This is a genomic window from Solidesulfovibrio aerotolerans (assembly GCF_009856865.1).
GTDB lineage: Bacteria > Desulfobacterota > Desulfovibrionia > Desulfovibrionales > Desulfovibrionaceae > Solidesulfovibrio > Solidesulfovibrio aerotolerans.
The window spans coordinates 1-18600 of record NZ_WVUD01000046.1 but is presented as its reverse complement, the minus strand read 5'-3'; the positions used below and the strand labels follow the sequence as shown (position 1 = coordinate 18600).

The following is an 18600-nucleotide window of genomic DNA, read 5'->3' as shown; positions in this document are numbered from 1 at the left end:
TCCGGGGGGGATTATCCCCCCCGGCCGCCGGAGGCATCTTCTGTCTTCTCTTCTCTTTACGCGAGACGGGCAGCCACGGCCTGCCAGACGGCCTGGGCTACGTAATCAGGGTCCGGGGCGGCGTCGATGATGACGAAACGGGCGGGCTGGGCAGCGGCCAGGGCCAGATACCCTTGGCGCACCCGGGTGTGGAAATCGAGGTGCTCGGCCTCGAAGCGGCCTTCGCTTTGGGCCAGACCGCTCGCGTCGTTGCGGGCCACGGCCCGGGTCAGGCCCGTGGCCGCGTCGAGGTCGAGAAGAAGCGTCAGGTCGGGTTGCAGACCGGCCACGGCCACCTCGTTAAGCTGCGTTAAAAGGGCCACGTCCAGGCCCCGGCCGTAGCCCTGATAAGCCACGGTGGAATCGACGTAGCGGTCGCAGACCACCACCTGTCCGGCGGCCAAGGCCGGCCGCACGACCTCGGCCACATGCTGGGCCCGGTCAGCCAGATAGAGGAACAGTTCGGCCCGGTCGTCAAGATTACTGCTTTTTTGCGACAGCAGGATGGCCCGCAAGGTCCGCCCCAGCTCGCAACCGCCGGGCTGGCGGGTCAGCGCGACCCGGCGTCCGGCCATTTCCAGGGCCGCACACAGCCGCCCGATCTGGGTGGATTTTCCCGACCCCTCTACGCCTTCAAAGGTAACAAACACTGGTGGGCGTCCTTTTCCTTGGGTTTCGGGGCTTTTTCGGCCACCGGGCGCGGGGTGCGCGGCGGGTTGTAGAGATAGCGCTCAAGCGTGCGCACATACGGCGACCACGTTCCGGCCGCATCGGTCTCGTCATCAAACGTCCCGAAAATCTGGTTCATCTTGGCGTCGATGTTGTCGGCGAAGTGCAGGACAAAGGCCTCGGCGGTCTTGGGCCGACGCGGCGAGCCGTATTCGTATTCACCGTGATGGGCCAGCAGGATGTGCTGGAAATGAAGCGCCAGATCCGGCTCGATGGCGCACTTTTTGAGCAGCGGCTCCACCAGTTGCAACCCGATGATGATGTGCCCGAGCAGACGCCCCTCGCTGGTGTAGTCCCGGCCCGGCCCGGAGGTCAGCTCCCAGGCCTTGCCCATATCGTGGCACACGGCGGCGGCCAGGAGCGTATCGCGGTCCAGCGCCGGATAGCGGTCGCAGATGGACAGCACCAGCCGGGAGACGGCCAAGGTATGTTCCAGCAGGCCGCCCCGGTAGGAATGGTGCACACTTTTGGCCCCGGGCGCCTCCAGCCAGCGGTCGCGAAAGTCGGCCTGGGTCAGCACCTTGGACGTAAACTTGCGCCACGGCGCATGGGAAATCTCAGCCCGGCACAGTTCGATCAGCTTCTCCAAAAGCCCCTCGGGCGGCTCGGCGCTCGACGGCACGAACTGGGCCAGATCCGGCGCGAATTCCTCAGGCGTGAGCACCCGCAGCCGGTCGATATTGACTTGCGGCCGGTCGCGGTAGGCCCCGACCTGGGCCTCGACCCAGACGAACTGCCCGGCCGCCAGAGCGGCATAGGCCTGGGCCGCCGGGCTCCAGATCTTGGCCTCGATCTGGCCGGTGACGTCTTCCAGAACCAGCGTCCAGAAAGGACCGTTTTTAGCTTGGCCAAGCCGGGCCGCGCCCAGGCAGAACACCTCGGCAACGGTCTGGCCGGCCGCGAGATCTTTAACGAATCGGCTTTTTTCTATCACGGCGACTTCGCTTGGGCATTCGTTCATTATTGCGGGTAGGCGAGGTTGCCCGCGCCAACGGCGGTTGTCAATGCCGGCCGCCTTGGGCATAGTGCGCCCGCCGGGCCAAACGCGGCCGGGCTGGAGGCTCTATGCGCATCCTTTTGACCAACGACGACGGCATTCAGGCCGTCGGCATCCGCCATCTCTACCAGGGGCTGGTTGCCGCCGGACACGACGTCCTGGTGGCGGCCCCCATTTCCGAGCAATCCGCCGTGGGCCACGCCATAACCATTGCCTCGCCGCTGCGGGTCAAGGAATTTAGAGAAAACGGCTTTCAGGGGTTGGGCGTCTCCGGCACCCCGGCCGATTGCGTCAAGCTGGCTTTAACGACGCTTATGGCCGAAAAACCCGATCTCGTCGTCTCCGGCATCAACGCCGGGGCCAACGTCGGTATCGACATCCTGTATTCCGGCACCGTCTCGGCTGCAACCGAAGGTGCGCTCATGGGCTACCCGGCCGTGGCCGTTTCCGACGACAACTTCGCCCCCAGCGATCTGCTCGCCCAGGGCGAATACGTCGCCGCCTTTATCGCCGGCCGCCCCTGGGAAGCCGCCCCGCCCCGGTGCGTGCTCAATCTCAATTTTCCCAACCGGCCCGTGGCCGAAACCCTGGGGCTGCGCATCTGTCCGCCGACTGCCGCTGTCTACAAAGACTGGTACGTCACCCGCCAGGACCCGCGCGGCCGCGATTACCACTGGCTTACCGGCGTCATCCCGCCTGAAGCCCTGGCCCCCGACACCGACCGGGCGCTGTTGACCGCCGGCTACATCACCCTGACGCCGCTGCGCTTTGATTTCACCGACCGCGACACCATGGCCCGGCTGGCCACGCGCCTTGGCACGGTGACAGGCGGTTGACGGTTGCTTTTTTTTTCCAATCCGGCAATATCTGCACCGTGAAATACAGCGTTTCCTATGCAGCCCACGGCTTTATACAGACTTGGCAGATTGTGCCTGCTGCCGCTAGCGGGAACGTTCCCCCTGCGCCTTGCCAAACCGTCTCACCGGGACCGGCATGAATATCCTCATCGTCGATGACTCCGACTCCTCCCGGCTGCTCCTCTCCACCATCCTCAAAGGAGCCGGCTACGTCGATCCCCTGTGCGCCGGGTCTGCCGGTGAAGCCCTGGCCCTGCTCGACGACCGCTGCCGCACCTACGAAGTGCCGGACATCGACCTCATCCTCATGGATGTGGTCATGCCCGATATCGACGGTATCGACGCCACCCGCCTTATAAAAGCCGACCATCGGCTGCGCGACATCCCCATCATCATCGTCACGGTCAAGGACGAAGCCGCCAGCCTGGAGCGCGCCTTTGAAGCCGGGGCCATGGACTTTCTGGCCAAGCCCGTCAACAGCATGGAGCTGCGCGCCCGGGTCCGCTCCGCCCTGCGGCTCAAAGAGGAAATGGATCAGCGCAAAGCCCGGGAAACCGAACTCGAAGCCCTGACCCGCAAATTCGAGCAGCTCTCCAACCAGGACGGCCTCACCGGCGTGCCCAACCGCCGCTGCTTCGAAGACGCCTTCCGCAAGGAATGGCTGCGCTCGCGCCGCGACGGCACGCCGCTGTCGGCGCTTATGATCGATATCGATTGCTTTAAAGCCTATAACGACACCTACGGCCACCTCCAGGGCGACCTGTGCCTGCGCCGCGTGGCCGAAGCCATCGACGAAGCCCTCAAACGTCCCGGCGACTTTGTCGCCCGCTACGGCGGCGAGGAATTCGTCGCCCTGCTCCCCTGCACCGATCTTGCCGGTGCCCTCTCCATCGCCGGCCTCATCCGCAGCAACGTGCGGGCCGCCGCCATCGAACACGCCTCGTCACCCGTGGCCGACATCGTCACCGTCAGCATCGGCATCTCCGGCATCGTCCCCAACATGGACCTGGAACCGGAAACCCTGCTCGCCGCCTCGGACGCCGCCCTCTACCAAGCCAAAAGCGCCGGCCGCAACCGCGTCGAAGTCCGCCCGCCCCTGTAACGGGGGAGAATCGGGGCGCTGCCCCGAGCCCCGGCAGGGCGCTGCCCTGCACCCGCCGGGGGGATGATCCCCCCGGGCCCCCCAACGGGGTTTGGGTGGCGGATGCGCATTGGCCCGAGGGAACTGCGGCGGCGCGCCGGTCCCCGGACCCCCCGATGGGGTTTGGGTGATGGATTGGAGGGCTGGATGACTGGCGGATGCGCCAAAGGGCGAAGAACCGGGACGTTGGCCGGTTCTTCGCCCTTTACGCTACTGCGACACCACCAGCCGCATGATGTCGGCCGGGGTGCGGTTATTTTCCAGGGCGAGCTCGCCAAAGCTCATGTCGCCAAAGGCGGTGATGCGGTGCTTGGCCAGCCGCTGCACGGCCACGGACAGCGGGATTTCGTATTCCCGGCAAAAGCTTTGGAGCATCATTTTTTCGAGTCCCGGCGGCGGCGCGGCCGGGCCGGCTGCCGTTGGCGGGGCGGCGGACACAGGGGGATACCCGGGCGCGGTCGGGGCATAGCCCGGGGCAGCCGGGAGATGGCCTGTGGGGATGGCCGCATAGCCTGCCGCCGAAGGAGCCTGGCCAGGAGCGTAGCCTGGGACGGCGGGCGCGTTGGGAGCGTAGCCTGGAGGAGTATTCGGGGCGTACCCTGGCGCGGGCGTGGAGCCCGTGGCCCCTGGGGCGGCGGCCTGCAATCCGGATTGTTGGACGGGCTGGCCTGTCGCCGGCGGCTGGAGGGTCGGCGCCGGCACCGGGGCCGGGGCCTGGGCGAGGGGCGCTGGCTGGGCGGCGGCGGGCGGCGTTTCAACCGGAACGATGCCGGGCTGTTTCGTCAGTTCAACAGGTGAAGCCACTTCCACGGGCACCGGGGCCGCGCCCTTGTCGGTGCGCAGGGCGTCGTAGACCGCGATGGGGAGCACGTTGTTGGCTTTGGCGGTTTCGGTCAGGGTCCAGGCGGGCTGGGCCTTGTAGCCCGCAGCGGACAGGCGGCTTAGGACCTGGACCATGTCCAGGCCGTATTCCTCGCAGATATCGGAAAGTTTGCGCCGTCCCAGGCCCGGGGGCGGATCTTTGGGCAGGCCCGTGATCGTGCCGCCTGAGGGTTCCATGACCATTTTCAGCGCTTCAAAAACACCGCCCGGGGCCACATGGTTTTGCCGGGCGATCTCAGCCAGGGTGAGATCGGCGTTTTCCGCCTTGATGTTTCGCAGGCGCAGCAAAGACAACGCTTTTTCCGCGTCCATGCCCATGCGCCGGGCGAAATCGGCCAAGGTGGAGCGCTCGGCCTGGGAGTACGGCGGTTCGCCGTAGGTTTCCGCAGCGCGCTCTTTAAGCAGCCCCGACAGGGCCACAAGCTGTCCGGCCGGCGGCAGGCCGGCCAGGGAGGCGGCGAAAACACCCGCAGTCAGAAGCAGGCCGATGAGGAACGGTTTGGTAAAAACAACCACCACGCCGTCCTCGTCGCGCAAATGATCGAGGAGTTCGTCGAAATGCAGCAGCACATGGCCGGCCCCGGCGGCCAAAAAGAGCAGCCCCATGGCCAAATGTGCGGCTTCCCAGGCCTGGCGCGACAACCCCAGGAAATTCCAGTTGGCCCAGGAGGCCACCCGGCCGGGGGGGACGATAAACATGACCAGCGCTGTCAGGAGCATAAAGAACAGCGAGAAGAAAAGAACCATGGTGACTATTTTTTTAAGCATCAAGAAACTCCGTGGCCCGGTGTCAGACCGGTCCCGTCGTGTTGCCGGCCATCTAGCACGCCTTGGCCGCTTTGCCCATCCCTGGCGGCGTCCCTGTCCCGCCGGTGTCTCGGCCGCCGTCTCGGTTGGTGTCTTGGTCGCGCAGCAGGCGCCGCAGCAGCCGCAGCAGCAGCCGGCATCTTAGCCGACGTCTGTCGGTACATCGACCGGCGCATTGGTGGCGCATCGGTTGACGGGGCGTGGCAAAGGCGCTACCTCCCGGCCACGTCGGCGGCCGGTGCCAGCGCCCTTCGCGCAACGGCCGGCGGCCTGCGACCCCCAGACCCGCATCCCGGGGACTTTTCCCCCCTTTCACAGCATTCGGAGCCCCTATGAGCACCATTGTCACCCGTTTCGCCCCCAGCCCCACCGGCTTTCTGCATATCGGCGGCGCGCGCACGGCCATTTTCAACTGGCTGCTGGCCCGGCACTTTGGCGGCACCTTCCTGCTGCGCATCGAAGACACGGACCTGCAGCGCTCGCAGTCGGACATGACCCAGTCGATCCTGGACGCCATGGCCTGGCTGGGCCTCGATCACGACGGCGAAATCACCTACCAGAGCCAGCGTTTCGACCTGTATAATGAATATATCGACAAGCTGCTGGCCACCGGCCACGCCTACTGGTGCTCCTGCACGCCGGAAGAGGTCGAGGCCATGCGCGAAGAAGCGCGGGCCAAGGGGCTTAAGCCCAAGTATTCCGGCCGTTGCCGCGAGGCCGGCCTCGGCCCTGGTCCGGGCCGGGTGGTGCGCTTAAAGGCCCCGGTCACCGGGGCAACGCTTGTAGACGACATGGTCAAGGGGGCAGTGTCCATCGACAATGCCGAGATGGACGACATGATCCTGCGCCGCAGCGACGGTTCGCCCACCTACAATCTGGCCGTGGTGGTGGACGACGCCACCATGGGTGTGACCCACATCATCCGGGGCGACGACCACTTAAACAACACCCCGCGCCAGATTCTCATTTATAAGGCCCTGGGCTTTGCCCTGCCGCGTTTCGGCCATGTGCCCATGATCCTCGGGCCGGACAAGAAGAAGCTGTCCAAGCGCCACGGGGCCACGGCCGTTATGGAGTACGAGACCGAAGGCTTTTTGCCCGAGGCCATGCTCAACGGTCTGGTGCGCCTGGGCTGGGCCCACGGCGATCAGGAGATTTTTTCGCGCGAGGAGCTGGTGGCGCTGTTTACGGCCGACAATCTCGGCTCGTCGGCAGCGGTCTTTGACAAGGCCAAGCTGTTGTGGCTCAACGCCCACTATATCAAGGAAAGCTCGCCGGCCCGTCTGGCCGTCATCCTCAACGCCTTCCTGGAACGCCGGGGCTATGCCGACCTGGATCTGGAGTATCTGGCCCGCATCGTGCCGCTGCTCCAGGCCCGGGCCCAGACCATGGAAGAGATGGCGCAAAAGGCCGAGTGTTTCGTTGTGGCCGACGAGGCCCTGGCTTATGACATGGCGGCTGTCAAAAAGTTTTTCACCGACGACGTGCGCGGCCATCTGGCGTTGTTGCGCGAGATCCTGGCCGGGTTGTGCTGCTTTAACCAAGCCTCCATGGAGGCGGCGGTGCAGGGCTATCTGGACGAGCGGGAACTCAAATTCAAGCTCATCGCCCAGCCCCTGCGGGTGTCGATCACCGGCTCCACGGCCAGCCCGGGCCTGTTTGAAACCATGGAAGCCATGGGCCGCGACCGGGTGCTGACCCGCCTGGATAAGGCCTTGTCGCTGTAGCGGCGGGCTTTGGAAAGAGATGTTAACGCCCCCTGGCGCGGGATCGCGCCAGGGGGCGTATTGCATGGCGGGGTCAACAGCCGAGAATGATGGCTAGGCTTTCGGACAGGACTTTGAGGTCCGGCAGGGACAGCTGCCCCAGTTTGGAGATAAGGCGGGTCTTGTCCACGGCCCGGACCTGATCGCAGACCGCCACCGAGCCGGTGCCGACGGACTCCGCCGGGACAACCAGGGGCGGTCTGGCTGGCGCGGCCGAGGACAGGGGCACGACCACCACCGTGCGCCGCGCCCGGTTGAGCGCATCCACGCTGACAATGACCGCCGGCCGGGTTTTTCGGATTTCGCTGCCCCGGGTGGGATCGAGGTCCACCCACCAGACCTCACCGCGACGCATCGTCGCCCGCGCCAGTGCCGGCACCAGCGCCCGCGCCCGCATCAAGGCCGTCGCCGGCCACGCCGTCCCAATCGTCCATTTCCCGGTTAAGGGCCGTATCCGCTTCCACGGCCAGGGCAATGTGATAGAGAGGATCATCCTCGCACGGCAGATGCTGGCGCAGCATCTCGGCCACAAAGGCGCTGCGCTGTCGAGCCGGGACAGCAGCCCGAAAGCGCGCTGCCAGATCGCTTGGCAAATGGATGCAGAACTGCATGGCTGGACTCCAAAGCTTACTATCAATATTAATATTGAAGACGATAGTGTCCCGCCCAGCCAACGTCAAGCCCGGTCCCCCGGCCCGTCCCCCGGTCCCCGTGCATGTCGATCCTCCTGTCGGTCTTCCTTGACCCCCACCCGCCATGTACATATATTACCCTAAACGTACATCCCGGAGCAGGCCATGATCGTCAGCACCACAGAACTGCGCAAGAACCTGTTCGCCATCTTTGACACGGTGGCGCACGGGGAAACCGTCACCGTCACCCGGGGCGGACGGCCTGTGGCCCGGGTCTGTCCGATCGGGCCGGCCGGGCCGGTGGACTGGCGCACCAGCCTGACCCGGCAACCGAGGCTGCTCGCCGCCCCGGACGAGGCCTTCGCCCCCCTGGACGATCTGTGGCAGGACCGGGTGTGAAACGCTATCTCCTGGACACCCACGCCCTGGTGTTCTGGAGCCTGGGACAACACCTCTCGCCCCGTTTCGCCTCCCGCCTCGACCGGCTGTGCCAGGCCGGCCGGCTGGCCGTGTCGGCGGTGTCATTTTGGGAGATTGCCCTGCTGGTGCAAAAGGGCCGGCTGGCCCTGGACGACGTGGCGGCCTGGAAGGACGAAATCGTTGCGGCCTCGGGGCTCAACGTTCTCACCCCCGACGCCGACGTCATGATCGCCTCGACCCGGCTCCCCCCCCTGCACAAAGACCCCATGGACCGGCTCATACTGGCCCACGCCCTGGCTGCGGGTGCCGTACTCATCACCCGGGACGCGACACTTTGCCGCTACGATGCGCCAACGCTCTGGCTCGACTGACCGTCCGCGCTGGCGCGTCTGGCCGCCGCTTTGCCGGCCGGATTGCGACCACGACCAATGAGGAGCCCCATGACCACGATGAGCCTTGAACTGCTGGCCGTTGTGGCCCTTATTCTGGCCAACGGCTTTTTTGCCATGGCCGAGATGGGCCTTATCGCCTCGCGAAAGGCCCGCCTCAAAGCCCTGGCCGAGGCCGGAAGCATCCGGGCCGCAGCCTGCCTGCGCCTGCTCGGCCAGCCCGAAGCCTTCCTGTCCACGGTGCAAATCGGCATCACCCTGGCCGGGGTGCTCGGCAGTGCCTACGGCGGGGCCACCCTGGCCCCGGCCCTGGCCGAGACCCTGCGCGCCTTTCCCACGCTCGCCCCGTATGCCGAGGGGCTGTCTCTGGCCTGCGTGGTGGCCCCCATCACCTTTTTCACCCTGCTTTTTGGCGAACTCGTGCCCAAGCGCCTGGCCCTGGCCCGGCCCGAGCAGGTCGCCCTGTTCGCCGCGCCGGTCATGGGCGGGCTGCTGCTGCTCAGCCGGCCGGCGGTCTGGTTTCTGGGCCTGGCCACCCGGGCGTCCCTGCGCCTTTTGGGCCTGGGCGGCGCAAACGCCCCCAGCGTGACCGAGGAGGACATCCGGGGCCTTTTGTTGGAAGGCCGCCGCCACGGGGTCATCGAGGATGTCGAACACGACATCATGGAGCGGCTCCTGCGGCTGGCTGACCGGCCGCTCGGCGTCATCATGACCCACCGTTCCCGGGTGGACTGGCTGGACGCCGACGCCGACGAAGCGGCCATCCTGGAAAAGATGCTGGAAAGTCCCCACACCCGCCTGCCGGTGTGCCGGGGGGATTTTGCCGAGGTGCTCGGGGTGGTGCGGGCCAGGGACGTGCTGGCCGGGCGCATCCGCACCGGCCGGTTCGATCTGGCCGCCCAAATGGCCGCGCCCCAATATCTCCCCGAAACCATGCGGGGCCTTGGCCTGCTGGCTGCTTTCCGGGAAACAGCCGGCCTGCGGCTGGCCCTGGTGGTGGACGAGTACGGCGACGTGGTGGGCGTGGTGACGGTGGCCGATGTTTTTGCCGACATGGTGGGCGAACTGGCCGGCCCGGCCGGGTCCGGGGAGCAGGACGTGGTGCGCCGCCCTGACGGCTCGCTGCTGGTGGATGCGGCCACGCCCATGGACGAAGTGGCGGCGGCTCTGGGGTTGCCGCGCCCCTGGCCCGAAGAATTCGCCGCCGGCACCCTGGCCGGCTTCGTCCTGGGCCAGCTCGACCACATCCCGCAGATCGGCGAAACGTTTACAGCCCACGAAACGACCTTCGAGGTGGTGGACATGGACGGCCGGCGCATCGACCGGGTGCTGGTCACGCCGCCCTCGGAAGAGGAAGAAGGGGCTTAGCCATGTTGCTTGAACGCCTAGCCACCAAGCCCGATCTGGAGCGGCTCGAACTGCGCCTCACCATCCGCATGGGGGCCATGATCGCCGCTGGCGTGGCCTTTCTGGCCGCCATCAAGCTGTTCTCCTAAGCCGCCCCGGCCAGGGACGCAAAAAAAGACGGTCCGCCGCAGCGGACCGTCAGAAAGCTGGGAATACCGACGCGCTAGGCGGCGGTAGTCTTGGCAACCGGCTTGATCACGGCACCGGAACGCAGGCAACGGGTGCACACGGTCACGGTCTTGACCTCGCCCGAAGGCAGCTGGGCGCGCACGTTGACGAGATTGGGCTCGAAACGACGCTTGGTCTTGTTGTTGGCGTGGCTGACGTTATTGCCGCTCTGGGGCTTTTTGCCGCAATGATCGCAAATCTTGGCCATTGTTCGGTTCCTCCGGAAACATGATTCGCGCCTTTGTCCGAAAAAAAGCCCTCTCGGGAAGCCGGACAAACGCACGTTTTTCACAGTGACGCAAAGAATTTTGTGAGGTACATGGGTTGGAAGACCTTGGCAAGCTTTTTCTTGACAAGACGGGAGCGAGGGTCTAGCACACTCTTCTTCGCGAGGGGTACCCATGTCCGAATTGTGGCTCGATATTACCGACATCCCGGCAACCGGCCGGGAATTTTCTTTTTCCGACCAGGCCTTGTGGGCGGAATCCATTGCGGAATTTTCGCTTCCCTATCGCCTGGACCTCCCGGAAACAGGGCTGACTGCCGAATTCTCCGTGACCCCCCAGGGCCGGGGCTTCCTGTTGGTCGGCGGGCTGCGCGGCACGCTCGTCACCCCGTGCGACCGCTGCGCCGAAGACGTGGTCCTGACCGTGGAGACCAGTTTCGATCTCTATGAGGAAACGCCTCTGGAGACTGAAGAAACCCTTGAACCCGGGCTCATCCGACGCCGGGGCAAGATATTGGAGCTTGACGCGGGGAGCCTTCTCTGGGAGCAGTTCCTGCTCGCGCTGCCGGTCAAGCCGCTGTGCGACGACGACTGCCCGGGGCTGTGCCCCCAGTGCGGCAAACGGCTCACCGACGGTCCCTGCGGTTGCGAAACCGTTGAAGGCGACCCGAGGTTGTCTGTTTTGCGAAATTTAAAGGTGCCGCGCGGATCGAACTAGGCATTGTCGCCTGTTTGCCGCGTTTTGTTGCTAGATTGTCCCAACCCCTGACGCGAGGTAATCGCCATGGCCGTTCCTAATAGAAAAATCTCCAAGTCCCGCAAAGGCATGCGCCGCGCCCACGACCACGTTCCGGTACCCGCCGTGGTCCTTTGCTCCTGCGGCGAGCCCACCCTGCCCCACCGTATCTGCCCGAGCTGCGGCACCTACCGCGGCCGCCAGATGCTGCGGAAGGACGATGCCGAATAACAAGCCGCGCATTGCCGTGGACGCCATGGGCGGGGACTTCGGTCCCCAGGTGGTCGTCCCTGGCGCGTTGCACGCCGCCAAGACCGGCAAGGCGGAAATCATCCTCGTCGGCGACGAGGAGAAGGTCATGGCCCAGTTGGCGCGTCACGACGTCAAGGGCCTGCCTGTTTCCGTGGTCCACGCCTCCCAGGTGGTGGAGATGGAGGAAAAACCTTCCGAGGCCATGCGCCGCAAGAAGGATTCCTCCATCCAGGTGGCCTGCAACCTCGTGCGCGACGGTGGGGCCGACGGCGTCATTTCCGCCGGCCATTCCGGGGCGACCCTGGCCTGCGCCATGTTCACCATCGGCCGCGTGGCCGGGGTGGACCGGCCGGCCATCGCCACGTTTATGCCCACCGAACGCTCCCACTGCGTCATCATCGACGTGGGGGCCAACGTGGACTGCAAGGGCTTTCACCTGCTCCAGTTCGGGGTCATGGCCTCGGTGCTGGCCAAGACCATGCTCGGTCGGGAAAACCCGACCGTCGCCCTTTTGTCCAACGGCGAAGAGTCGGGCAAGGGCAATCTGCTCGTCAAGGAAGCCTTTGACCTCCTGCGGGCCAGTTCGCTTAATTTCGTCGGCAACATCGAAGGACGCGACCTGTTCACCGGCAAGGTGGATGTGGTGGTGTGCGACGGCTTTGTCGGCAACGTGGTGGTCAAGCAGGCCGAGGGTCTGGCCTCGTCCCTTGGGCGGTTGCTCAAGGGCGAACTGCGCCGGGGCTTTTTCGGCCAGATCGGCACCATGCTGGCGCTTAACGCCCTCAAACGCTTCTCCCGACTGGTGGACTACGCCGAATATGGCGGCGCGCCGCTTTTGGGCCTCAAAGGCAGTTGCCTGATCTGCCACGGCGCGTCCAATGCCAAAGCCATGTCCAGCGCCGTGCGCATGGCCGCCCGCTTCGTGGCGATGGAGGCCAACTCCCATCTGTCCGAAGCCGTGGCCGCCAATATCGACCTGGCCGGCCCCCGCCGGCCGGCCGTCAACGACCAACGCTGAGACGGTTTTTCCCCCATGACACATGATGCCTACATTCGCGGCCTGGGCTTTTACGTGCCGGAAACGGTCGTGACCAACGCCGATCTGGAAAAGATCGTCGAAACCACTGACGAGTGGATCACCACCCGCACCGGCATCAAAGAACGCCGGGTCGCTGCTCCGGGCCAAGCCTCCTCCGATCTGGCCCTGGGTGCCGCCAAAGCCGCCCTGGCCGACGCCGGCATGCAGGCCGACGAGCTCACCCATATTTTGGTCTACACCCTGACCCCGGATTTCTACTGTCCGCCAACAGCCTGCCTGTTGGAAGAAAAGCTCGGTATCCGGGGCAAGTTCGCCCAGGACTTAAACGCCGCCTGCTCGGGCTTTGTCTATGGCCTGGAAACGGCCCGGGCCATCGTGGCCCTGCACCCCGAGGCCAAGGTGCTCTTATGCGCCGCCGAAGTGCTCACCTCGCGCACCAACTGGGCGGATCGCCGCACCTGCGTCCTTTTCGGCGACGGCGCCAGCGCCGCCGTCATCGCCGCCACGCCGGGCCGGGGTTCGGCCCATATCATTGACGCCCGGCTCTACAGCGACGGTTCGCTGGGCCATCTGTTGACCGTCAAAGGCGGCGGCTCGGCCGCCCCCTTAAAGCTCGGTGACGTGGTCGGCCCGAACTTTTTCGTCGAGATGGCCGGCCAGGAAGTCTTTAAGCACGCCGTTCGCAACATGGTTTCGGTGTGCGAGGAAGTGCTGGCCGCAGCCGGCGCAACCACCGACGAGGTCGCTTTCCTTATCCCGCACCAGGCCAACATGCGCATCATCGACGCCGTGGCCAAAAAGCTCTCCATTCCCACCGAGCGGTGCGTCATCACCATCGACCGCTACGGCAATTCCTCGGCCTCTTCCGTGGGCATTGCCCTGGCCGAAGCCCGCGGTGCCGGCCGCATCCAGCCCGGTGCGCTGGTCCTTTTGGCCGTCTTTGGCGGCGGCTTCACCTGGGGCGCGTCCCTGCTGCGGTTTTAGTCTTTCGCCGGAGGTTTTCGCCAAGCCATCCCTTGGCGCAAACTCCCGGAGTTGTTGCCGCTGTTGGCAAGGTCCCGGTCGTATGCCCTGCCAGGGCGGCCTGGGGACGACTGGAAATCAGATTTGCTGTTGACGGGCGTTTCGGCTAGGGTTCGCCCTGCCCGCCCCGGCGCGGGCGTTTATCCTGCGCCCCCCGTAAACGATTGCGCAGCCTGCCCCGGGGCGTCTCCCCGAGGCCGACGATCAAGGAGTTCAGCCATGTCTACGGCGCTTATCACCGGCGGCTCGCGCGGCATCGGCGCGGCCGTGGCCAAACGGCTGGCCACAGACGGCTTCGACGTCGTTTTGACCTACGTCAGCAAGCCCGAAGCGGCTGCGGCCGTGGTCGAGGAAATCGTTGCGGCCGGCGGCAAGGCCCGGGCCTTGGCCCTGGACACCGGCGACAGCGCCGCTGTGACCGCCTTTTTCGCCGAGCATATTAAAGACGCCGACCTGCATGTCCTGGTCAACAACGCCGGCATCACCCGCGACGGGCTGATCGTGCGCATGAAAGACGAGGACTTCGCCGCTGTTATCCGCGTCAACCTGATCGGTGCCTTTGCCTGTCTGCGCGAGGCCGCCAAGATCATGATGAAGCGTCGCGCCGGCCGGATCATCAATATCACCTCCGTGGTCGGTCAGTCCGGTAATGCCGGCCAGGCCAACTACGCTGCGGCCAAGGCAGGCCTTATTGGCCTCACCAAATCCGCCGCCCTGGAGCTTGGCCCGCGAAACGTCACGGTCAATGCCGTGGCACCGGGCTTTGTCGAAACCGACATGACCGCTGTTTTGCCCGACGCCGTCAAGGCGTCCTTTGCCGACCGCATCCCCTTAAAGCGCGCCTGCGCTGCCGGGGAAATCGCCGCTGCCGTCAGCTATCTGGCCAGCGACGACGCCGCCTACGTCACCGGCCAAGTGCTCGGCATCAACGGCGGCATGTACATGTAACCAAAACGTCTCTACGGCCATTACTTGGAGGAAATCATGTCTGTCGCGGAAAAAGTCAAAGAAATCATCGTGGATCAGCTTGGTGTGGATGCCGCTGAAGTCCTCCCCGAAGCCAAATTCGTGGACGACCTGGGTGCCGATTCCCTGGATCTGACCGAGCTGATTATGGCCATGGAAGAAGAGTTTGGTGTCGAGATCTCGGACGAGGATGCCCAGACGATCCAGAAAGTCCAGGACGCCATCTCCTTTATCGAAAAGAAAAAGGGCGAATAAGCCCCAAACGCCCAGTCGGGCCGGGGCGGCGTTGTGGCTTTCTGCCCGCCCCGGTTCGCGGACGGAAGCGCCATGACCTTACATCGGGTAGTCGTTACCGGCCTTGCGGCCATCACCCCCCTTGGCAATGATCTTGCCACCAGTTGGCACAACCTTGTGGCCGGCGTCTCTGGTGCCGCCCCCATCACCCGGTTCGATGCCTCGGCCTACGACACGCGCTTTGCCTGCGAAGTCAAAAACTTCGACTCCAAGCCGTTTGTCGCCGTCAAGCTGGCCAAGCGTCTGGATCGCTTCACCATCTACGCCCTGTCCACCGCCATGATGCTCATGGAGGATGCAGGCTACAAAATCGCCCCTGAGGAAGCCGAACTGGTTTCCGTTATCATCGGCTGCGGTCTGGGCGGGCTCGAAACCCTCGAAGCCACCCATACCAAGCTCATGGAGCAGGGGCCGTCCCGCGTTTCGCCTTTTTTTATCCCGACCATGATCGCCAACATGGCCGCCGGGCAGGTCTCCATTGCCACCGGCGCGCGCGGCTCCAATGTCTGCACCACCTCGGCCTGCGCCTCGGGACTGCATGCCATCGGCTACGCTGCCTCGGACATCATGCTCGGCCGGGCCAACGCCGCCATCTGCGGCGGCGTCGAATCCACCATCACGCCCCTGGCGGTTGGCGGCTTTAATGCCTTAAAGGCCCTGTCCACCCGCAACGACGAACCGACCAAGGCCTCGCGTCCCTTTGACGCCGACCGCGACGGCTTTGTTATGGGCGAGGGCTGCGGCCTGCTGCTGCTGGAATCCCTGGAGCATGCCACCGCCCGCGGCGCGCGCATCCTGGCCGAAGTGGCCGGGTTTGGCGCGTCGGGCGATGCCTACCACATGACCGCGCCGCCCGAAGACGGCTCCGGCATGGCCCTGGCCATGCGGGGTGCCCTGCGCGAAGCCGGCCTGGACGCTTCCCAGATCGCCCACATTAACGCCCATGGCACGTCCACTTCGCTTAATGACTCCTGCGAAACCATGGCCATTAAGACCGTGCTCGGCGCCCATGCCCGCGAGGTGCCCATCACCTCGAACAAGTCCATGATCGGCCACTGCCTGGGCGCTGCCGGCGGCATCGAGTCGGTCATCAGTGTGAAAACCATCATGGAGGGCGTGATTCCGCCCACCATCAACTTGGACACCCCGGACCCGGCCTGCGACCTGGACTATACGCCCAATGTCGCCCGCACGATGGCTGTGGCCAACGTCCTTTGCAACTCGTTCGGGTTTGGCGGCACCAACGCCAGCCTGATCTTTAAGGCTTTCGCCGAGTAGTGACGCGGCCGGGCCACGCGCCCGGCCACATTGCCGTACACGGGGGGATGCCTGATAACCGGGCCTCCCCCCGAACGCATTGAGAAGGAGACGCCCATGGAAGACCTGCTTATCGCCGATCCCGAAATCGGGCGGGCCGTGTGCCTGGAAATCGAACGCCAGACCGGCAAGCTCGAAATGATCGCCTCGGAAAATTTCGTCTCCGTGGCCGTCCGTCAGGCCCAGGGCAGCGTGCTCACCAACAAGTACGCCGAAGGCTATCCGGGCAAGCGCTACTACGGCGGTTGCGAATACGTGGACATTGCCGAGGATCTGGCCCGCGACCGGGTCAAGACCCTGTTCGGGGCCGAGTACGCCAACGTGCAGCCCCACTCCGGCTCCCAGGCCAATATGGCCGTCTATTTCGCGGCCATGAAGCCCGGCGACACCCTGCTTGGCATGGACCTCTCCCACGGCGGCCATCTGACCCACGGTTCGCCGGTCAACTTCTCGGGCAAGCTTTTCAACATCGTTTTCTACCACGTGCGCCGGGAAACCGGCACCATCGACTATGACGAAGTCGAGCGGCTGGCCAAAGAGCACCGCCCCACGGTCATCGTGGCCGGGGCCAGCGCCTATCCGCGCATCATCGATTTCCCGCGTTTTCGGGCCATTGCCGACGAGGTCGGGGCCAAGCTCGTGGTCGATATGGCGCACATCGCCGGCTTGGTGGCCACCGGCCACCATCCCTCGCCCATTCCCTTCGCCCACTACACCACCTCGACCACGCACAAGACCCTGCGCGGACCGCGCGGGGGCCTCATCCTGTCCACCGAGGACAACGGCAAGACGCTGAATTCCCAGATCTTTCCCGGCATCCAGGGTGGCCCGCTCATGCACGTCATCGCGGCCAAGGCCGTGGCCTTTGGCGAGGCCTTAAAGCCGGCCTTCACGCTCTACCAGGGGCAGGTGGTCAAAAACTGTCAGGCCCTGGCCACCGGGCTGACGGCCCTTGGCTATGATCTGGTCTCCGGCGGCACGGACAACCACCTTGTGCTGATGGATCTGACCAAAAAGGACGTGACCGGCAAAGACGCCGAGCACGCCCTGGATCTGGCCGGCATCACCTCGAACAAGAACACGGTGCCCTTTGAGACGCGTTCGCCGTTTGTGACCTCGGGCGTGCGCCTGGGCACGGCGGCCCTGACCACGCGCGGTCTGGTCGAGGCCGACATGGCCAAGATCGTGACCTGGATCGACGCGGCCATAAAAGCCGTTGGCAACGACACCAAGCTGGAAGAGATTCGCAAGGAAGTGCAGCCCTTTGCCAAGAGCTTTCCGTTGTTTGCCTGGTAGATTGAGTGATTGAAACGGGAGGGGCAGCAGGCCCCTCCCGATTGAGTGCTTCAAAAAATCAAAAGCTATGCACCTGAGATGTCACTAGAGTCAGCGCTTTTCTTTACCAAAAATATAGCCGATAATAATCGATATTGTTGGAACGACTATATTCCATGAGTCGCTAATAGAATCTTTCATTTTTGCATCCAAAAATTTGTTTCCAATCATCGAAAGAAGCGTCAATCCAAAGCCAGCCAGAATCAAATACCGCACAAACTTGTCAGCCAGCACATAGAGTTCTGTTTTTCCAGAAACGATGTCTTTGTTACTGGATTTAACAGAAGGGGAAAAAGAGTTTTTCTTTCTTTTCTGCTCTACAACAGGATCAAACTTTCCATTTTTTTCATCTCCAGAGCCAGTTTCTTCCATACTAGTCTCCACCTAGAAAAAATGTATAGGATAGCATTTTTATCGAATCTTTTGACAATGAGTGAACTGTAAAAGCCATTGAAAGGCGCTGTCCTTGCATAACACCCAATTTTATTGGCGAATCAGTCCCGACACCGGTTGGGCTTGAAAAATTTTTCAATTCAACCAGCAAGTTATCTTCGGATTTTACAACGATGGACAAGTCAGGCTCATTTCCATTTTCTGTAAACACAAACTCAATCCTAAGATTGCCAATTCGCAGGGCAACAGAACTGTTGTTATAAGTGTGAACGCAACCTGAATGCAAGACAGTTGCTGCCCCAGAAACAATACCAGTATCGGGCGAAAGTATGTTTGCCATATTGTCTCCACTAAACCCATTGTTTGCCTAAATCGTTCATTGGTTCTTCAAAATCATCAGTAGTTGCGCGGTGTTCAAATTTCTTATCAAGAAAAGTTTTTTTGCCGGCGTGATCTATTTTCTCGTCAAAACACCCACACCAATCTTCATCACAGACTTTATAAAAATATACTTTACCTATAACATCACCTCGATTTATAGTAATTTCTTGATTTGTCATGTTAAACAAACCTAAACGCAATCGCCCTTCAAAACGACGGTCGATATAATCTGATTTATTTAATATTACGCCAGCGAGCGCGTTATCAGATATCTGGCTACATTACTGTCCGGCTAAGAAAAGGCTTGACGCCTGAAAGCGACAACTGGTGCAAGCTCATGATGCCTTTCCACTTAGGCGATCAATTTTGAAAAAATGGCATAAATTGCCATGACATCAAGTTCA

At 63.4% G+C, this 18600-nt stretch carries 24 protein-coding genes; 15 read left to right on the top strand and 9 right to left on the bottom strand.

Annotated features, from left to right (window positions below; genetic code table 11):
- Nucleotides 1–56: 56 nt before the first annotated feature.
- Together tmk and GTA51_RS17485 are read right to left on the bottom strand one after the other, a co-directional pair.
- Nucleotides 57–689, bottom strand: a complete 633-nt coding sequence (tmk, locus tag GTA51_RS17490) for a dTMP kinase (protein ID WP_160963373.1) — start codon at nucleotides 687–689, stop codon at nucleotides 57–59.
- Nucleotides 665–1699 carry a 3'-5' exoribonuclease YhaM family protein gene (locus tag GTA51_RS17485; protein WP_343039531.1) on the bottom strand — a complete coding sequence of 345 codons (1035 nt, stop codon included), beginning with the start codon at nucleotides 1697–1699 and terminating at the stop codon, nucleotides 665–667. Before GTA51_RS17485 ends, tmk begins: the two co-directional genes overlap by 25 nt.
- A gap of 134 nt (nucleotides 1700–1833) precedes the next feature.
- Between GTA51_RS17485 and surE the strand changes: the two genes are divergently transcribed.
- On the top strand, nucleotides 1834–2601 hold the full coding sequence (gene surE, locus GTA51_RS17480; protein ID WP_160963369.1) for a 5'/3'-nucleotidase SurE: 768 nt from the start codon (nucleotides 1834–1836) through the stop codon (nucleotides 2599–2601).
- 157 nt (nucleotides 2602–2758) lie between these two features.
- Entirely contained in the window at nucleotides 2759–3724 is a 966-nt protein-coding gene (locus tag GTA51_RS17475; RefSeq protein ID WP_160963367.1) for a diguanylate cyclase, read from the top strand.
- 249 nt (nucleotides 3725–3973) lie between these two features.
- Here the strand turns inward: GTA51_RS17475 and GTA51_RS17470 are convergent, their stop codons facing one another.
- Nucleotides 3974–5413 (bottom strand): DUF4405 domain-containing protein, encoded by a 1440-nt coding sequence (locus tag GTA51_RS17470; protein ID WP_160963365.1) that lies wholly within the window; start codon nucleotides 5411–5413, stop codon nucleotides 3974–3976.
- A 371-nt stretch (nucleotides 5414–5784) separates the two neighbouring features.
- Here GTA51_RS17470 and gltX point away from each other — a divergent pair, with 371 nt between their 5' ends.
- On the top strand, nucleotides 5785–7179 hold the full coding sequence (gene gltX / locus GTA51_RS17465; protein WP_160963363.1) for a glutamate--tRNA ligase: 1395 nt from the start codon (nucleotides 5785–5787) through the stop codon (nucleotides 7177–7179).
- A 73-nt stretch (nucleotides 7180–7252) separates the two neighbouring features.
- On the opposite strand, the gene GTA51_RS17460 is transcribed toward gltX, so the two are convergent.
- Together GTA51_RS17460 and GTA51_RS17455 are read right to left on the bottom strand one after the other, a co-directional pair.
- Nucleotides 7253–7573 carry a type II toxin-antitoxin system PemK/MazF family toxin gene (locus GTA51_RS17460; RefSeq protein ID WP_160963361.1) on the bottom strand — a complete coding sequence of 107 codons (321 nt, stop codon included), beginning with the start codon at nucleotides 7571–7573 and terminating at the stop codon, nucleotides 7253–7255.
- Nucleotides 7560–7829: a hypothetical protein gene (locus GTA51_RS17455; RefSeq protein ID WP_160963359.1), complete on the bottom strand. Its 270-nt coding sequence runs from the start codon at nucleotides 7827–7829 to the stop codon at nucleotides 7560–7562. Before GTA51_RS17455 ends, GTA51_RS17460 begins: the two co-directional genes overlap by 14 nt.
- 186 nt (nucleotides 7830–8015) lie before the next feature.
- On the opposite strand from GTA51_RS17455, the gene GTA51_RS17450 reads away from it, so the two are divergent.
- The 4 genes from GTA51_RS17450 (at nucleotide 8016) to GTA51_RS21310 (ending at nucleotide 10155) form a co-directional block, all read left to right on the top strand.
- The gene (locus GTA51_RS17450) at nucleotides 8016–8249 is read left to right on the top strand and encodes a type II toxin-antitoxin system Phd/YefM family antitoxin (protein ID WP_160963357.1); all 234 of its coding nucleotides are present in this window, start codon (nucleotides 8016–8018) and stop codon (nucleotides 8247–8249) included.
- Nucleotides 8246–8641 (top strand): PIN domain-containing protein, encoded by a 396-nt coding sequence (locus GTA51_RS17445; protein WP_160963355.1) that lies wholly within the window; start codon nucleotides 8246–8248, stop codon nucleotides 8639–8641. Before GTA51_RS17450 ends, GTA51_RS17445 begins: the two co-directional genes overlap by 4 nt.
- 69 nt (nucleotides 8642–8710) lie before the next feature.
- Nucleotides 8711–10027, top strand: coding sequence for a hemolysin family protein (locus GTA51_RS17440; RefSeq protein WP_160963353.1), 1317 nt, complete (start codon nucleotides 8711–8713; stop codon nucleotides 10025–10027).
- Between the two features lie 2 nt (nucleotides 10028–10029).
- Nucleotides 10030–10155 (top strand): hypothetical protein, encoded by a 126-nt coding sequence (locus GTA51_RS21310; protein WP_281353996.1) that lies wholly within the window; start codon nucleotides 10030–10032, stop codon nucleotides 10153–10155.
- Between the two features lie 74 nt (nucleotides 10156–10229).
- On the opposite strand, the gene rpmB is transcribed toward GTA51_RS21310, so the two are convergent.
- Complete coding sequence (rpmB, locus tag GTA51_RS17435; protein ID WP_160963351.1) at nucleotides 10230–10442, bottom strand: 50S ribosomal protein L28; 213 nt, start codon at nucleotides 10440–10442, stop codon at nucleotides 10230–10232.
- Nucleotides 10443–10635: 193 nt separating this feature from the next.
- Here rpmB and GTA51_RS17430 point away from each other — a divergent pair, with 193 nt between their 5' ends.
- The 8 genes from GTA51_RS17430 (at nucleotide 10636) to glyA (ending at nucleotide 17383) form a co-directional block, all read left to right on the top strand.
- The gene (locus GTA51_RS17430) at nucleotides 10636–11178 is read left to right on the top strand and encodes a YceD family protein (RefSeq protein ID WP_160963349.1); all 543 of its coding nucleotides are present in this window, start codon (nucleotides 10636–10638) and stop codon (nucleotides 11176–11178) included.
- 66 nt (nucleotides 11179–11244) lie between these two features.
- Nucleotides 11245–11427 (top strand): 50S ribosomal protein L32, encoded by a 183-nt coding sequence (gene rpmF, locus GTA51_RS17425; RefSeq protein WP_024823426.1) that lies wholly within the window; start codon nucleotides 11245–11247, stop codon nucleotides 11425–11427.
- A complete protein-coding gene (gene plsX, locus GTA51_RS17420; protein ID WP_160963347.1) occupies nucleotides 11417–12466 on the top strand; it encodes a phosphate acyltransferase PlsX in 1050 nt (349 codons plus the stop codon). The genes rpmF and plsX overlap by 11 nt, the downstream gene beginning before the upstream one ends.
- A 15-nt stretch (nucleotides 12467–12481) precedes the next feature.
- Nucleotides 12482–13471, top strand: coding sequence for a beta-ketoacyl-ACP synthase III (locus tag GTA51_RS17415; RefSeq protein ID WP_160963345.1), 990 nt, complete (start codon nucleotides 12482–12484; stop codon nucleotides 13469–13471).
- Nucleotides 13472–13729: 258 nt separating this feature from the next.
- Entirely contained in the window at nucleotides 13730–14458 is a 729-nt protein-coding gene (gene fabG, locus GTA51_RS17410) for a 3-oxoacyl-[acyl-carrier-protein] reductase (protein WP_160963343.1), read from the top strand.
- Nucleotides 14459–14494: 36 nt separating this feature from the next.
- Complete coding sequence (locus tag GTA51_RS17405) at nucleotides 14495–14731, top strand: acyl carrier protein (protein ID WP_024823430.1); 237 nt, start codon at nucleotides 14495–14497, stop codon at nucleotides 14729–14731.
- A 72-nt stretch (nucleotides 14732–14803) separates the two neighbouring features.
- Nucleotides 14804–16048: a beta-ketoacyl-ACP synthase II gene (gene fabF / locus GTA51_RS17400; RefSeq protein WP_160963341.1), complete on the top strand. Its 1245-nt coding sequence runs from the start codon at nucleotides 14804–14806 to the stop codon at nucleotides 16046–16048.
- Nucleotides 16049–16144: 96 nt separating this feature from the next.
- Nucleotides 16145–17383, top strand: coding sequence for a serine hydroxymethyltransferase (glyA, locus tag GTA51_RS17395; RefSeq protein ID WP_160963339.1), 1239 nt, complete (start codon nucleotides 16145–16147; stop codon nucleotides 17381–17383).
- A 90-nt stretch (nucleotides 17384–17473) separates the two neighbouring features.
- Here glyA and GTA51_RS17390 read toward each other — a convergent pair whose 3' ends face one another.
- Genes GTA51_RS17390 through GTA51_RS17380 form a run of 3 tightly spaced genes read right to left on the bottom strand, consistent with a single transcriptional unit; the run spans nucleotide 17474 to nucleotide 18375 of the window.
- A complete protein-coding gene (locus GTA51_RS17390; RefSeq protein ID WP_160963337.1) occupies nucleotides 17474–17794 on the bottom strand; it encodes a hypothetical protein in 321 nt (106 codons plus the stop codon).
- Between the two features lies 1 nt (nucleotide 17795).
- Nucleotides 17796–18155 carry a DUF6864 domain-containing function gene (locus GTA51_RS17385; RefSeq protein WP_160963335.1) on the bottom strand — a complete coding sequence of 120 codons (360 nt, stop codon included), beginning with the start codon at nucleotides 18153–18155 and terminating at the stop codon, nucleotides 17796–17798.
- A 10-nt stretch (nucleotides 18156–18165) separates the two neighbouring features.
- Nucleotides 18166–18375, bottom strand: coding sequence for a hypothetical protein (locus tag GTA51_RS17380; protein ID WP_160963333.1), 210 nt, complete (start codon nucleotides 18373–18375; stop codon nucleotides 18166–18168).
- Between the last annotated feature and the right edge of the window lie 225 nt (nucleotides 18376–18600).